13 protein-coding genes are annotated in these 14,682 nt (G+C 54.8%); 6 read left to right on the top strand and 7 right to left on the bottom strand.

Annotated features, from left to right (window positions below):
* Positions 1-7: 7 nt before the first annotated feature.
* The 5 genes from ACMYUN_RS05835 to ACMYUN_RS05815 form a co-directional block, all read right to left on the bottom strand.
* A complete protein-coding gene (locus ACMYUN_RS05835; protein WP_415763209.1) occupies positions 8-2,419 on the bottom strand; it encodes an N-6 DNA methylase in 2,412 nt (803 codons plus the stop codon).
* Between the two features lie 21 nt (positions 2,420-2,440).
* The gene (locus ACMYUN_RS05830; protein WP_415763208.1) at positions 2,441-4,987 is read right to left on the bottom strand and encodes a DEAD/DEAH box helicase family protein; all 2,547 of its coding nucleotides are present in this window, start codon (positions 4,985-4,987) and stop codon (positions 2,441-2,443) included.
* A gap of 322 nt (positions 4,988-5,309) precedes the next feature.
* A complete protein-coding gene (locus ACMYUN_RS05825; protein ID WP_415763207.1) occupies positions 5,310-5,867 on the bottom strand; it encodes a Smr/MutS family protein in 558 nt (185 codons plus the stop codon).
* Between the two features lie 74 nt (positions 5,868-5,941).
* Positions 5,942-6,262: a hypothetical protein gene (locus tag ACMYUN_RS05820; RefSeq protein WP_016773771.1), complete on the bottom strand. Its 321-nt coding sequence runs from the start codon at positions 6,260-6,262 to the stop codon at positions 5,942-5,944.
* A 131-nt stretch (positions 6,263-6,393) separates the two neighbouring features.
* Positions 6,394-6,984, bottom strand: a complete 591-nt coding sequence (locus tag ACMYUN_RS05815) for a cysteine hydrolase family protein (protein ID WP_016773772.1) — start codon at positions 6,982-6,984, stop codon at positions 6,394-6,396.
* A 239-nt stretch (positions 6,985-7,223) separates the two neighbouring features.
* Between ACMYUN_RS05815 and prmB the strand changes: the two genes are divergently transcribed.
* Positions 7,224-8,132 (top strand): 50S ribosomal protein L3 N(5)-glutamine methyltransferase, encoded by a 909-nt coding sequence (gene prmB, locus ACMYUN_RS05810; protein ID WP_039763818.1) that lies wholly within the window; start codon positions 7,224-7,226, stop codon positions 8,130-8,132.
* 186 nt (positions 8,133-8,318) lie between these two features.
* Here the strand turns inward: prmB and ACMYUN_RS05805 are convergent, their stop codons facing one another.
* Together ACMYUN_RS05805 and ACMYUN_RS05800 are read right to left on the bottom strand one after the other, a co-directional pair.
* Complete coding sequence (locus tag ACMYUN_RS05805; RefSeq protein ID WP_415763206.1) at positions 8,319-9,110, bottom strand: hypothetical protein; 792 nt, start codon at positions 9,108-9,110, stop codon at positions 8,319-8,321.
* 99 nt (positions 9,111-9,209) lie between these two features.
* A complete protein-coding gene (locus ACMYUN_RS05800) occupies positions 9,210-10,163 on the bottom strand; it encodes an alpha/beta hydrolase (RefSeq protein ID WP_415763205.1) in 954 nt (317 codons plus the stop codon).
* 130 nt (positions 10,164-10,293) lie between these two features.
* Between ACMYUN_RS05800 and aroC the strand changes: the two genes are divergently transcribed.
* From aroC to mtnC, 5 genes are all read left to right on the top strand, one after another.
* Positions 10,294-11,385: a chorismate synthase gene (gene aroC, locus ACMYUN_RS05795; protein WP_042608494.1), complete on the top strand. Its 1,092-nt coding sequence runs from the start codon at positions 10,294-10,296 to the stop codon at positions 11,383-11,385.
* Between the two features lie 34 nt (positions 11,386-11,419).
* Positions 11,420-12,565: an MFS transporter gene (locus tag ACMYUN_RS05790; RefSeq protein ID WP_039763826.1), complete on the top strand. Its 1,146-nt coding sequence runs from the start codon at positions 11,420-11,422 to the stop codon at positions 12,563-12,565.
* Positions 12,562-13,188: a methylthioribulose 1-phosphate dehydratase gene (locus tag ACMYUN_RS05785; RefSeq protein ID WP_129999225.1), complete on the top strand. Its 627-nt coding sequence runs from the start codon at positions 12,562-12,564 to the stop codon at positions 13,186-13,188. Before ACMYUN_RS05790 ends, ACMYUN_RS05785 begins: the two co-directional genes overlap by 4 nt.
* Before the next feature lie 92 nt (positions 13,189-13,280).
* A complete protein-coding gene (locus ACMYUN_RS05780) occupies positions 13,281-13,826 on the top strand; it encodes a 1,2-dihydroxy-3-keto-5-methylthiopentene dioxygenase (RefSeq protein ID WP_415763959.1) in 546 nt (181 codons plus the stop codon).
* 4 nt (positions 13,827-13,830) lie between these two features.
* A complete protein-coding gene (gene mtnC / locus ACMYUN_RS05775) occupies positions 13,831-14,514 on the top strand; it encodes an acireductone synthase (protein WP_415763204.1) in 684 nt (227 codons plus the stop codon).
* The last annotated feature ends 168 nt before the right edge of the window (positions 14,515-14,682 follow it).

Here is a 14,682-nt window from a genome sequence, read left to right as displayed (position 1 = left end):
AATCGCATTAGCTACCCCAAACTCTGTCGACTGCTAATTTAATCTTTTTCTCGAAGCGGCTAATCAATTCAGCATTGGCGCGAACTAAGTTTTGCTCGGCTTCAACTTCGGCGACAATCTGTTTCTGGGCGTCGACTGGAGGCAGAACTATAGTCATTTGCTTAAGATGAGTTGGGCCAAAATGTTTGATAACCGCGCCGGATGCAAAAGAGGCAGCCTGCTGCAGAAAATTTGGCGAGGCTAGAAATAGCTTAAGAAACGACGTCTCCAACCGTGGAGTTGTCGATTTGAAACGGATGATTCCTGTATAAGCAATTGCGCCCTCGGCTGCCTCGTCGACGACAGTTGGTCTGCCGAAAGAAGCGCTGGTTAGAATGAGAATGTCCCCTATTTCCAGTTTAAAGTGAGACCATTTTTTTTCTACAAGTTTGGGATCTAGAAAATTGCATCCTGTAAGCGATACTTTCTCCCCGCCCAAGCCAGCCAATCGAATGAGCGGAACACCTGATTCGTGGAAATCTTTTGCTAGTATTCCTGGCCCTTCTTGGAAAAAAGTAACATTGCTTAGTTGCTCTATCGGCCAGTCAGCTTTCACGTCAATACGAGGCTGATAATTATCTACAACCCGGCGCGCACCATCGACTATGACTTTGTACTCGTTTATTTCGGCTAAAATTTCTTGCTGGATACTAATAGGGGGTAAAGGAATTATCTTCCTTTTAAGATCACCAAAATGCCGCTTATAACCATCGACCTCGAGTGGGTATACTTTGAGGAAGTGATATAAGAACTCTGGAAGCAGGTTGTCCGATGTTTCAATAATTTTGATGCCATCAGCACCTTGCGCGAATGGAGGCGAGACCAGTTTCACCGCACATGTGTGATCACCGAAAACCACAAGATTTTTTTGAGAATGTACTAAGAACCGCTCGTCGTCTGTCCACCCAGCTATATCATCCTGAGACTGATCAATAATTGGGTGACGTCCTGTAGACGACCAATCTTGCTTTTGTAGCTTGGCAGGCGGGGTAATGGTTTTTACTACGTCACCAATAGCAATCGCGGGGAATGAACTTGCGATTGCAACGATTTCTTTATACCGTTCGCCAGTGAAGCTGCAATCGGCGTTGGCTAATAAAATAGTTCGGTCCACAGCATGCGTTAACTCAGTTGCCTCAAAGTTGTCCGGATCGGAGAAAAAAAGATCGAGTGCGCGTTGAGCCTCTGGTAAATCATTCTTTTTGCTAGCCCGCCGTTGAGCGTTTAAGCTAAAGCCATCATTCTCAATTTTGACAAAAACTACTTTCGTTGCTTTTTTTGCAAGGCGTTTGTCGAGGATGAGAATTGATGTTTTAACACCACTATAAGGGTTAAAAACTCCGGCGGGCAATGAAATAACAGCAACCAAAGATTTCTTTACCAGCATTTCCCGCAGATTTTTATAAGCAGTTCCGCTCTGGAATATGATTCCCTCTGGTACGATTATACCAGCGCGTCCATTTGGGGATAAGTGCTCAGCAATGTAGTCAACAAACAATACTTCGGATCGAGTGGCCTGAATAGTAAAGCGCTTATGGGGTTTGATTCCACCCTTTGGAGACATAAATGGTGGGTTGGCTAGTATGACATCCGCATATTCGTTCCAGCGTTCTTCGCTTGTTAAAGTATCGTACTCGTCTATCTGTGGATTTGGAAAACCGTGGAGATAAAGATTGACTAGTGATAACCGTACCATGTCGGGGGAGATGTCATACCCGCGTATATTCGTAGAAAGCTTGTTGCGCTCATCCGGGGTAAGCAAGTCACCTGGGCGGTCTTTTTGGTTGGTTTCGAGTATATGTTTCCATGCGGAGATAAGAAATCCAGCGGTCCCGCACGCTGGGTCGATAATACGATCATGCTTAAGCGGTTTAATAACTTCGACAATAAAGTCGATAATATGCCGTGGGGTACGAAACTGCCCTGCATCTCCTTGGCTGCCGAGCACAGAGAGCAGATATTCGAAGGCATCACCTAGCTTTTCAGAGTGATCGTAGTCGAATACGTCGATTTCTTTTAGAAAACTGCGTAGCGTTTCTGGATCTCTGTACGGTAAATAGGCATTCTTGAAAATATCACGGAACAGAGTAGGAAGATGCGTGTTCTCGGTCATCTTTCCTATTGCTTCAGAGTATAAATTTAGCGTGTCTTGGCCGCCCATGTTGGGCGCGAGTAGTTTGGTCCAGCTATATTTCTCGAAGCCATTGACGAAAAAACTACGCTTTCCACCTAGCTCCTCAGCTTCTGCATCCATGTCGTCCATGAATTTGTAGATCAGAGCGATGGTAATCTGTTCTACTTGAGATTTGGGGTCAGGAACTTTACCAACCAGGATGTCACGGCATGCATCAATGCGTCGTTTAGTAGTGGCGTCCAGCATTAGAAACGGTCTCTAAATGTGTTACATAAATTGGTTGAGAGGTACGTAGTCTTTGACATATTCGGGTATACGGTCACGCCACTCGCTAGGCACGGCCTTGAAGTCAGTAATACCAAATGCTGGATAAACGTTCAGGCTCGTGTAATGCTTTTCTTCGATGATTGCGCGCAATTTTGCATCAGTTGCGTAGGCTTTGAAAAAATATTTCATCGCGACGATGGCTGCTCCCTGTTCTTCAGTGATTCGGCCTTGATTGGCAAGAAGGAACTCTTGATATTCGTCTTCTAATAGTTCATCTCTAGATTTGAAATAAGGTATTATTCCGAATATTTTCTGAAGAATTTCTTTTAGAGTCAGACGCCGATCCACGCCAGCAGCGAGTCGCAATTTTTCTAAATTAAAGTAATCATTAGGCTTCTCGAATAACTGTGTTACAACGTAATCGATCGCCTGCTGCCATTGCTCGCATTTAACTTTTTTCTGTAGTGTTAAATCTGCCTTAACCTGATTTTCAAATCTCTCGAAAAACATCCGGTCGATTTTCATTCCGTTAGGGCCGATCTGTAGCTCAGCTACCAAATTAACCCTGTCCTCGCCCTGATGATCGTATAAGGCGTTGACTGCTGACGGTTCAGCTACCTGCTCGCCTTCGGAAATTCCGTTAATCGGCAATTTTAGAATTTCGTCGTAATCAAATTTTTCTTCAAAATATTCACAATTAGCAAAATAATCGAAAAGTTTGTATCGCGGCTTGTCTGAAGACGCTATCAGCGACTTCATTTTCTCATCGAATAACTGCTCAAAAAAATTGTGTTTTCGAGTGCCGCGGCCTTTTATTTGTACAAAATCCGAAGGCGAGTAAATAGGGCGCATCAATGCCAAATTTAATAAGTCGGGGCAGTCATATCCGGTTGTCATCATGCCGACTGTTACGCAAACTCGCGCCTTGCTTGTTTTGTAAAGCTCAAGAAAATTTCCGGATCCTAACAAATTGTTGTGGGCGAAATTGATCGTGTGTTGTTGGGCCTCAGGAATATTTGAGGTGACCTGCACCGCAAAATCGGACTGATATTTTCCCGGCCAAAGTATATGTGCTATTTCGTTGAGAATTTGCGTGAGCTTGGCCGCATGGTTCTGGCTTACGGCAAAGACAATCCCTTTACCGAATTCGCCACTGATAGCGTCCCGAAGACCATTTTTTACAAATGTTTCGCAAAAAATACGATTGGTAGATTCAGAGAAGAATTTCTTTTCAAAGTCCTTTGAAACGAAATTCTGTTCCTGTTCACCACTGCTATCAATCGGCGCTACGACTGCGTAACCTTTCTCAGACAATAGGCGAGTAGTTATATCGGTGCGCGCATCAACGACTAAAGGGTTAATCAAAAAGCCATCTTTAACACCGCTAAGTAGCGAGTAGCGGTACGTAGGCTCACCAGATTCACAACCAAAAGTGCGATATGTATCGAGCAATAGCCGCCGTTCTTTTTCTCTGGGATCTCTCGTCGTAGGCTTCGCAATATCAAAGTTTTTTAGATAGTCGCGGGGCGTAGCGGTAAGCCCTAACTTGTAGCCAACAAAATACTCGAACACGGCGCGGGCATTGCCGCCGATAGAGCGATGTGCTTCGTCCGAAATTACCAGGTCGAAATCGGTCGGGGAAAATAAACGCTGATATTTGTTATTGAATAATAGTGACTGAACCGTGGTTACAACGATCTCCGCCTTTCGCCAGTCACCGCGCCGTTCCTTATAAATGACGGTGCTGTAATCGTTTTTCAAATAAGCAGTGAATGCCTTGTGTGCTTGATCTTCTAGTTCGAGTCGGTCAACCAAGAACAATACACGTCGCGCATTTCCGGTTCGTAAAAAGAGCTTGATCACTGCAGCTGAGGTCAGCGTTTTACCCGTTCCAGTCGCCATTTCAAACAGGAATCGCGTATTTCCATCAGCAACCGCGTCCTGAATTGAGCTCAGCGCTTTCTTTTGGTAATCGCGTAGGAAACGCAGTTTATTTTTCTCAATAAACTCCGGGCGCTCATCCAAATTTAGCCAGCCAGCTTCCTTCTCATATCCCGGTAATTGAGTTTGAGCTATATAATCGTGCCCTATATTTTCAATAATAAATCTGTTTTGATCAGGCTCGAACTTACGATAGCTTTTGAGAGAATCTGGAGCTGGATAACTAGTGATGAGGTGAGGATTACCTTGCAGCAAATCCCAAAAATAGTGCAAGTTACCATTTGACAAAATGACGAAGCGACAGTTGAGCGATTTTGCGTATTTCCTAGCCTGCTCCTTACCTATGAGTGGGTTTTTGTCCTCGGATTTGGCTTCAAGCACAACGAGCGGATAACCGTGCTCGTCTAAGAGAAGGAAATCTACGAAACCGTTAGCAGAAGATTCAAAATCCTCACCTAAATCGTTTATGTCAGCTTTTGTCAGTTTGACATTGAGCTCAAGTGAAATGTTGGCTTTGCCTTTTGAGTCAGCAAAAAATCGCCAACCGGATCGCTCCAATAATCTATTTATTTTAATTCGTGCTTGAGCTTCCTTGGCCTCAGCCATCTCAGTCATCTCCCTCGAGTTTAAGGTGTATGGGGAATGGAAAATCACCTCGTTGCACGCACTAGAAATCGTCGAGGCGAGGGCTCCCAGATTTGATCTGGAATCTCGTACCAATTTCCGTACCATTGGCAACGTTTTCGAGGGTTATTACAGGTCGTTCTGCGAGCTAAGCTCTTGATTCCATTGGTTCAACCACCTTGGCGCCCACCCTTGAGCATCGCGGTGTAATTCTGTTCCAGGGACATGAAACTACCTGTGGGGATTTTCGCAAAGGGCAAGGGTACGGTGGCGGACACAACCCTGCAAGTTCGGTGTGACGGGATTATTCGTTGCGGCCTTCCATCATGGTGCGTTTGAGCATCACATAAACCGCGCCGGCACCGCCGTGTCTGGCCTGGCACGAGCAGAAACCCAGCACTTGGGCATGCTGGCGCAACCAGGTGTTGACGTGGCTTTTGATCATCGGCCGCTTGCCATCCAGGCGCACAGCCTTGCCGTGAGTCACGCGCACGCAGCGGATTTCGAATTTGGTCGCTTCGGCGAGAAAGGCCCAAAGTGTTTCCCGGGCCTTTTCCACGCTCATGCCGTGCAGGTCGAGGCTGCCTTCGAAGGGGATCTGCCCGACCTTGAGCTTGCGCATCTGGCTTTCCTGCACACCGTCGCGGGACCACATCAGCTCGTCTTCCGGGCCGACGTCGATCACGAACTGGTCGGAAAGACCGTCAATGATGGTGGTGTCGCTGCGCACGGTGGCGGACTGACGCAGCTTGGCGATCTGCGCGCGGTCAGCCTTGGGTTTGCCGGTGTCGGCGCGGTCGTGCTTGATCGGCTTGACGCCCTGGATCGCACTTTTGAACAGAGAAAAATCGTCGTCTTGCATGTCAGCCTCCGCGAAGGGCGGCCAGTTTACCCAAGTCGACACAAAACGGCCCGGCAAAAAGCCAGGCCGTTAGGTCAGTCGTGTTTTTTCATCAGATGCGGGGACATGTTCAGTTCCCGCGATTGCCGTGCGCGACGGCGGCAGCGGCGCCACAGGGCAACGCCGAAATACAGAAACAGCAAACCGACGGCGAGCATGATGGCCGAGCCCAGCGGTGATGCGTTCAGGTCACCCAGCGCCGGCGGGCGGCCGAGCAGGCTGGCGGCGCCGGCCATCGCCAGCAGCACGCCGAACGTCGCCAGAATGGCCGAGATCGCCGCGCCAAATCGAAAACGCCAGTTGCTTTGGCCTTTGGGCCGCAAACGGCGTGCGTCAAATCCATCGGATAACTTCATTCCGACCTTCCTCAATGGTATCGGCCCTTCGACCGGGAGTTGACCGGGTTGTTCCTGAGGCTATGGCATTTGCGGCAAATCAGCGGATATAGCGGATGAGCGGCGCCAATGCGCCGCTCACAAGGGCAGGATCAGATCAAGTCCTGAGTCTTGGCCAGCGTGGCGAAGTTGTCGGCCATGATCGCCATTTCCGCTTCCTGCACGCGTTCGGCGCTGAGCACGCCGCCCTTGAATGGCAGGTCGCGGGTCGCGCAGGCGTCTTCGACCAGCGTGCAGCGGAAACCGAGGTTCTTCGCCGCGCGCACGGTGGTGCTGACGCTGGAGTGGCTCATGAAACCGCAAACGATCAGGTCCAGTGAGCCGAGGTTTTGCAGGCGTTCGAGCAGCTCGGTGCCATGGAATGCGCTCGGCAGCAATTTGCCGATAATGGTTTCATCACCTTGCGGTTCGAGGCCAGGGATGAATTCGCCACGTTCGCCCTGCGGGTCGAACAGGCCACCAACGGTGCCGAGATGACGCACGTGCACGATCGGCCGACCGGCGGCACGGGCTGCGGCAACCACTTGTTTGATGTTCGCGACGGCCGCGTCCATGCCGCTCAGGGCGAGCGGGCCACTGAGGTATTCCTTCTGGGCATCGATGATGACCACGGTGGCATGGCTCAGTGTGGCCGCTGCGTAACCGCGACCGCTGAGTTGAAACATCGTTTTTGGAACGGACATTCTGGGGCTCCTCGGGGTGGGGCTTTTGCGACATTGTCCTCTGGCTGAGCGGTTCTGTGAATCGCTACCATCGTAGGCGCCGTCGTTCTTGGCCTGCAGCCTTGTCAAGTTACACGTTCCGTTCAATGCCTGATGCAAAAAAAAGAAATCTCCTACCGTTGCCGCGCGGTTTTTCCTGCGTCGTCGGCGGGCGTTTTGGCTGCTAGAATCGCCAGTCGTTTTTTTTGGAGTTCTATGCCGTGATCACTTCCCGACTTCGTACCCTGCGCGACCATATCCGTTGGGCCGTCAGCCGCTTCCATGGGGAGGATCTGTTTTTCGGCCATGGCACCGACAACGCCTGGGACGAGGCGCGCCAATTGGTACTGGGCGCTTTGCACCTGCCTTGGGAAATCGCCGACAGCTATCTCGATTGCGCGCTGGAGGACGATGAACTGGTCAACCTGCAGCGCCTGCTCAAGCGCCGCATCGAAGATCGCGTTCCCACCGCCTATCTGCTCGGCGAGGCGTGGTTCTGTGGCATGTCGTTCATTGTCGACCCGCGCGTACTGATCCCGCGTTCACCGATCGGTGAGCTGATCGAAAACCGCTTCGCACCGTGGATCGGTGATGAGCCGGCGCGGATTCTTGACCTGTGCACCGGCTCCGGTTGCATCGGCATCGCCTGCGCCTACGAATTTCAGAACGCCGAAGTGGTGCTCGCGGATCTGTCGTTCGAGGCGTTGGAAGTGGCCAATCAGAACATCGAGCGCCATGGCGTCGATGAGCGTGTCTACACGGTGCAGGGTGATGGCTTCGAGGGCCTGCCGGGGCAGCGTTTCGATCTGATCGTATCGAACCCGCCCTACGTCGACGCGGAAGATTTCGCCGACATGCCGGACGAATATCAGCACGAGCCGGAACTCGGTCTGGCCTGCGGGGATGATGGTCTGAATCTGGTCCGGCGCATGCTCGCCGAAGCCGCAGATCACCTGACCGAGAAAGGTTTGCTGATTGTCGAGGTGGGCAACAGCCAGGTGCACGTCGAGGCGTTGTACCCGGAAGTCGATTTCGCCTGGCTGGATTTCCAGCGCGGCGGGCATGGCGTGTTCATGCTGACAGCCGAGCAGTGCCGCGCGCATCAGGCACTGTTTGCCTCACGCGTCTGACCGGTTAAAAGCTTCGTCGGAACGCCGCCCGGAGCAGGCTCGCTCCCACAGGGAAATGCTGATTGTTCCCACGCTCTGCGTGGGAATGCCTCTAGGGACGCTCCGCGTTCCAGCTTTCGGAAGGGACGCGGAGCGTCCCGGGCTGCATTCCCACGCAGAGCGTGGGAACGATCAAAACAAAAAGATCTACCGGTGGGTAGCAATCCAGATCAACAACCCCGCCTGAAACACCGCAAACGCCACCAGGCACGTAATGGTGAAGCGCAGCCCGGCGTCTTCGCGCTTGAACTTGCTGACTTTCTCTTCCTGCTTTTTCAGCTTCACTTCCTGCTCAGCCAGATTCTGCTCGGCCTGCTGCAGCATCTGTGCGGCTTCAAGAATTTCAACGATCTGCAGCTTTTCGCTGTTCCAGTCACCCAGCAGATCACCGACCTGCACCGCCTTGATGCTGCCTTTCAAATGCTGGGCGTCGGCGTAAGCCACATCGAAACCGTGCACGCGTAGAAAGTGATCACGACGCAAGCGAGTGTCTTCGTTGAGTGCGTCCTTGTTGTTCAGGTCCATGCCGTCAACGGTGTATCCCGGCCAGCGCTTCTTAGCCCAATTGATGGCTTGCGCGGCCATGAAGCGGCCGATACCGCGATTCAGTGGTTCGATCTGCAAGCCACTGTCGGGACCGAAGCTCACACGTTTGCTTGCGTGGTCGACCCACACATCAAGATGATTCTGCTCTTTGCGCACGCGCTGGTTGGGCAGCTTGATCGCCATGCGCATCAGGCTGCGCTCTTTGCTGTTGCGCTCGGCGTAACCGAATTCGACAAAACGCAACGGCCGGCCGCCGGTGTTGCGGTCGGTCTGCAGTGGCGCCAGGCGAAGCATCTTGTGGTGCTCGGCCTGAACGTCCGCCCACGGCAGTTCGACCGCTGGCGGTGCGTCTTTTTCAGCGCTGGTGTCGGGTGAAGTCTGGGTGTCAGTCATAACGGCGAGATCCTGTCCAAGCCCTGCTTGCCGCCAGACGTTGCGCTGGCGACAAAGGCTTATCGGCCGTTTTCTGTGAGGCTGGAGGGTAAAACGCAGTTAACTTGCACGAATTCCGTCAATAAATTCGATGACAGCAGCGCCGAGTTCGGCGGCCAAGGGCAAATTCGGGTCCTTGTAGGAGGCCAGTTGCCGTTTCATGTCGTTATGGACGATGCGCAGCACATGGTTCATGCCATCGATCACCGTCAGTTGCGCGTCCGGTTTCGCCGCCTTGAGCAGCTTCGCGTCCTCGGTGCCGACCTGAATGTCGTTGCTGCCTTGAACGATCAGTGCCGGCATTTTCAGTTGGGCAAAGGCTTGCGCCGGGTCCTGACGGAACAGCGAAATCAGGTAGGGCTGCACGCTTGGGCGGAAGATCACCTGCAACGGTTGCGGCACGTTGTCATCGGTATGGCCGGCCTTGAGGCTGTCGAGCAGTTCGTTGCTGCGCAGCATCAATGGCGGCGGCAGGCTGCGCGCCAGCTGTTCGCGGATTACCTGATCGACGGGGCGCGCGCTGCCGGACAGCGAGATCACCGCCGCTGCGTCCAGCTTTGGCGCAGCCAGACTGGCAATCAGCGCGCCTTCGCTGTGGCCGAGCAGAATCAGTTTGCCGAAACGCGGATCGGCCTTGAGCTTCTGCCCCCACGCCACCGCGTCTGCTGCATAGCCTTCTACCGACAGATCACGTTCATCGGGAGCGGCCGCCAGACTCGCTGCGACCCCGCGTTTGTCGTAGCGCACGCTGGCAATGTTGTGTTTGGCCAGCACCCACGCCAAGCGCTTGAGGCTGTCATTGCGTCCGCCGTCCGGGTTATTTCCGTCGCGATCGGTAGGACCTGAGCCAGAAATCATCAGAACAATCGGCACCGGGCTGTCGGACTTGGGCAGCAACAACGAACCGAAAAGTTCGCCTTTGCCAGTGTCCAGAGTGATCGGGCGTTGTAGGACTGTCGCCTGGGCAAAGCCGGTAAAGAGGGTAAGACTCAAGATCAGAACTCGCAGCATCATCACGCCATCATTGGTCAAGGTGCCGGTTGGACTCGCCAGCACCACTAAGGTTCGAGGATGAACTACTCGGTTAGCCTGCGTATACTGGCGCGCATCAAGAATTCGGGTTTGATTTCACGGAGCGTCCTGCATGTCCGGCAATACCTATGGCAAGTTGTTCACTGTCACCACCGCTGGCGAGAGCCATGGTCCGGCGTTGGTCGCCATTGTCGACGGCTGCCCGCCGGGTCTGGAGATTTCCCTGGAAGATCTGCAGCGTGACCTCGATCGCCGCAAGCCTGGCACCAGCCGCCACACCACTCAGCGCCAGGAAGCCGATGAAGTCGAAATCCTCTCCGGCGTGTTCGAGGGGCGCACGACCGGTTGCGCGATCGGCCTGCTGATTCGCAACACCGACCAGAAGTCCAAGGACTACTCGGCGATCAAGGACCTGTTCCGCCCGGCCCACGCCGACTACACCTACCACCACAAGTACGGCGAGCGCGATTATCGCGGCGGTGGCCGCAGTTCGGCGCGGGAAACCGCCATGCGTGTGGCGGCCGGGGCGATCGCGAAGAAGTATCTGGCCAGTCAGGGCATCGTCATTCGCGGCTACATGAGCCAGCTCGGCCCGATTGAAATTCCGTTCAAGACCTGGGATTCGGTCGAAGAAAACGCCTTCTTCAGCCCTGACCCGGACAAGGTTCCAGAGCTCGAAGCCTACATGGACCAGTTGCGCCGCGATCAGGACTCGGTCGGGGCGAAGATCACCGTGGTCGCCGAAGGCGTGATGCCGGGCCTTGGCGAGCCGATTTTCGATCGCCTCGACGCCGAGCTGGCCCACGCGCTGATGAGCATCAATGCGGTCAAAGGTGTCGAGATCGGCGCCGGTTTCGCCTGTGTCGCCCAGCGCGGCACCGAACACCGCGATGAACTGACGCCGGAGGGTTTCCTCAGCAACAACGCCGGCGGCATCCTCGGCGGCATCTCGTCCGGTCAGCCAATCGTTGCGCATCTGGCGTTGAAACCGACGTCTAGCATTACCACCCCAGGGCGTTCGATTGATGTGAATGGCAACCCGGTCGACGTGATCACCAAGGGCCGTCACGACCCGTGCGTCGGCATCCGCGCGACGCCGATCGCCGAAGCGATGATGGCCATCGTGCTGATGGATCATCTGCTGCGCCACCGTGGGCAGAACGCCGATGTGCGCGTGAGCACGCCGGTGCTGGGCCAGCTCTGATGGCTGCGCTCAAAGCCGTCGCGGCATAACCGGCGTGGCGGCGCTTCCTTACTGGCGGCTGTCCAGTTTCTATCTGTTCTATTTCGCCTTGCTCGGTTCGACAGCGCCGTTTCTGGCGCTGTACTTCGATCACCTCGGCTTCAGCGCCGCACGCATTGGCGAACTGGTGGCGATTCCGATGCTGATGCGCTGCGTGGCGCCGAACATCTGGGGCTGGCTCGGCGATTACACCGGCAGGCGTCTGGCCATCGTGCGTTTTGGCGCGGTGTGCACGTTGCTGACCTTTTCGCTGATTTTCGTCAGTCAGACTTACGCCTGGCTGGCGATGGTCATGGCCCTGCATGCGTTCTTCTGGCACGCGGTATTGCCGCAGTTCGAAGTCATCACTCTCGCGCATCTGCAAGGGCAGACGTCGCGCTACAGCCAGATTCGCCTGTGGGGTTCGATCGGCTTCATCATTACCGTGGTGGTGCTGGGGCGGCTGTTCGAATGGCTGAGCCTGGACATCTACCCGGCGGCGCTGGTGCTGATCATGGCCGGCATCGTTCTCAGCAGCCTGTGGGTGCCGAATGCGCAGCCGGCGCAAGGCAATCGGCCGGCGGGCGAGGGCTTTCTCAAGCAATTGCGCCATCCCGGCGTGTTGGCGTTTTATGCCTGCGTCGCGCTGATGCAGGTGAGCCACGGGCCGTATTACACCTTTCTGACTTTGCACCTTGAACGCCTCGGTTACAGCCGTGGCGTCATCGGCATGCTCTGGGCCGTGGGGGTGGTGGCGGAAGTGCTGATGTTCATGGCCATGAGCCGCATCCTGGCGCGCTTTTCCTTGCGTCGAGTGCTGCTGGCAAGTTTCCTGCTGGCGGCGTTGCGCTGGGTGCTGCTCGGTTCGTTTGCGGAATTTCTCTGGGTGCTGCTGTTCGCCCAGGTGCTGCATGCAGCGACGTTCGGCAGCTTTCACGCGGCTGCCATCGCATTCGTGCAACGTAGTTTCGGCGCCCGCCAGCAAGGTCAGGGCCAGGCGCTGTATGCGGCACTGGCCGGCACCGGCGGGGCGCTCGGCGCGCTGTATTCCGGTTACAGCTGGAATGCCCTCGGCCCGACACTGACCTTTAGTATTGCCAGTCTCGCAGCGCTTGCCGCTGCCGTTATCATTGCCACACGTATGCAAGAGGACAGGCCATGAGCCTTAGCCGTGAACAGCTCGCCCAGCAGATCGTTGACGCCGGGCGTTTTTTATATGGCCGGGGCTGGTCGCCAGCCACCAGCAGCAATTATTCGACACGCCTGTCGCCAAGCGAAGCGTTGTTGACGGTGTCGGGCAAGCACAAGGGCCAGTTGAGTCTGGATGACGTACTCGCCACCGATCTGTCTGGCAATAGCCTGGAACCGGGCAAGAAACCTTCCGCCGAAACCTTACTGCACACCCAGCTCTACAGCTGGCGCGCGGAAATCGGCGCGGTGCTGCACACTCATTCGGTGAATGCCACGGTGTTGTCGCGTCTGACTCCGCAAGACTTCATCGAGTTCGAAGACTACGAACTGCAAAAAGCCTTCAGCGGCATTTCCACCCACGAATCGCGGGTGCGCGTGCCGATTTTTGACAATGATCAGGACATTGCGCGCCTCGCCGCCAAGGTGCAGCCTTGGCTCGACGCCCATCCCGACTGCGTCGGTTACCTGATTCGCGGCCATGGCCTGTATACCTGGGGCGCGCAGATGAGCGACGCGCTGCGACAGATCGAGGCCTTCGAATTCCTGTTTGAATGCGAGTTGAAAACCCGCAGCGTCATGAACCGCCAAGGCTGAGTTCACCAGAAACAGCCCGTTTGCCTGATGACACGCTGCGCCCGACCGGTCTTGAAGAGCCGGACGGCGCCGCCGCTACCGAGGAATTGCCCATGAGCAGCCTGTCCGTTTATCACGTTTCCAGCCCTGAGATTCCCAACAAGGTGCTGACCCATTTCGAAGACATCGCCTCGACGCTGGCCGAGCAGGGCGTGCGTTTCGACCGCTGGCAAGCCGCGGTGAAGATCCAGCCTGGTGCCACTCAGGAAGAAGTCATCAGTGCTTATAAAGAGCAGATCGACAAACTGATGACCGAGCGCGGCTACATCACCGTCGACGTGATCAGCCTCAACAGCGACCATCCGCAAAAAGCCGAACTGCGCGCCAAGTTTCTTGAAGAACACCGCCATGGCGAAGACGAAGTACGATTTTTCGTCGCTGGGCGTGGCTTGTTTACCCTACACATCGACGATTACGTCTATGCCGTGCTCTGTGAAAAGAACGACCTGATCTCGGTTCCGGCCGGCACCAAGCACTGGTTCGACATGGGCGAACATCCGCACTTCGTGGCGATCCGTCTGTTCAACAACCCGGAAGGCTGGGTTGCCAATTTCACCGGCGAAGACATCGCCGGCCGCTTCCCGCGTCTGGAGGACTGAAACCGTGTCGATCAAAGCCATCCTCACCGACATTGAAGGCACCACCAGCGCGGTGAGCTTCGTCTTCGACGTGTTGTTTCCCTTTGCCGCCAAACACTTGCCTGATTTCGTGCGCGAGAATGCATCCCGGGCTGACGTAGCGGAACAACTCGATGCCGTGCGCCGGGAGAGCAACGAGGCGCAGGCCGATGTTGAACGGGTTGTTGAAATCCTCTTGAGCTGGATCGCCGAAGACCGCAAAGCCACGCCGCTGAAGGCGTTGCAAGGCATGGTCTGGGCGCAGGGCTATCAGGCAGGGCAGTTGAAAGGACATGTTTATCCGGATGCCGTTGAAGCGCTACAACGTTGGCATGCGGCAGGTTATCAACTGTTTGTTTACTCGTCCGGCTCGATCCAGGCGCAGAAACTGATTTTCGGTTGCTCGGAGGCGGGGGATCTGACGCCGCTGTTCAGCGGCTATTTCGACACCACATCAGGGCCGAAGCGCGAGGCACAGTCCTACCGCAACATTCAGCAGGCGGTCGGTGTTGGAGCCGATGAAATCCTGTTCCTGTCAGACATCGTCGAAGAGCTCGACGCTGCCCAGTCGGCCGGCATGAAGACTTGTGGCCTGGCGCGTGAAGGCGGGGAGTTGGCGGGGCACGTGACGGTAGACAGCTTTACCGCAATCGAACCGGAAGCGTTCTGACCATTGCACAAATCCCTGTAGGAGCTGTCGAGTGAAACGAGGCTGCGATCTTTCGATTCAGGCATGAAATCAAGATCAAAAGATCGCAGCGTGCCGCAGCTCCTACAAAAATCATGCGAACAAAAAAACAGGCCGTGAAGCGCATGCTCCACGGCCTGTTTTTGTTTG

The organism is Pseudomonas sp. CP4 (assembly GCF_047758505.1).
Classification (GTDB): Bacteria; Pseudomonadota; Gammaproteobacteria; order Pseudomonadales; family Pseudomonadaceae; genus Aquipseudomonas; species Aquipseudomonas fluorescens_AO.
This window is presented reverse-complemented; position numbering and strand designations above follow the sequence as displayed.

Coding starts and splice junctions, on each gene's coding strand:
- ACMYUN_RS05835 (WP_415763209.1), bottom strand. CDS start 2,419: ATGCTGGACGCCACTACTAAACGACGCATTGATGCATGCCGTGACATC.
- ACMYUN_RS05830 (WP_415763208.1), bottom strand. CDS start 4,987: ATGGCTGAGGCCAAGGAAGCTCAAGCACGAATTAAAATAAATAGATTA.
- ACMYUN_RS05825 (WP_415763207.1), bottom strand. CDS start 5,867: ATGCAAGACGACGATTTTTCTCTGTTCAAAAGTGCGATCCAGGGCGTC.
- ACMYUN_RS05820 (WP_016773771.1), bottom strand. CDS start 6,262: ATGAAGTTATCCGATGGATTTGACGCACGCCGTTTGCGGCCCAAAGGC.
- ACMYUN_RS05815 (WP_016773772.1), bottom strand. CDS start 6,984: ATGTCCGTTCCAAAAACGATGTTTCAACTCAGCGGTCGCGGTTACGCA.
- ACMYUN_RS05805 (WP_415763206.1), bottom strand. CDS start 9,110: ATGACTGACACCCAGACTTCACCCGACACCAGCGCTGAAAAAGACGCA.
- ACMYUN_RS05800 (WP_415763205.1), bottom strand. CDS start 10,163: ATGATGCTGCGAGTTCTGATCTTGAGTCTTACCCTCTTTACCGGCTTT.
- aroC (WP_042608494.1), top strand. CDS start 10,294: ATGTCCGGCAATACCTATGGCAAGTTGTTCACTGTCACCACCGCTGGC.
- ACMYUN_RS05785 (WP_129999225.1), top strand. CDS start 12,562: ATGAGCCTTAGCCGTGAACAGCTCGCCCAGCAGATCGTTGACGCCGGG.
- ACMYUN_RS05780 (WP_415763959.1), top strand. CDS start 13,281: ATGAGCAGCCTGTCCGTTTATCACGTTTCCAGCCCTGAGATTCCCAAC.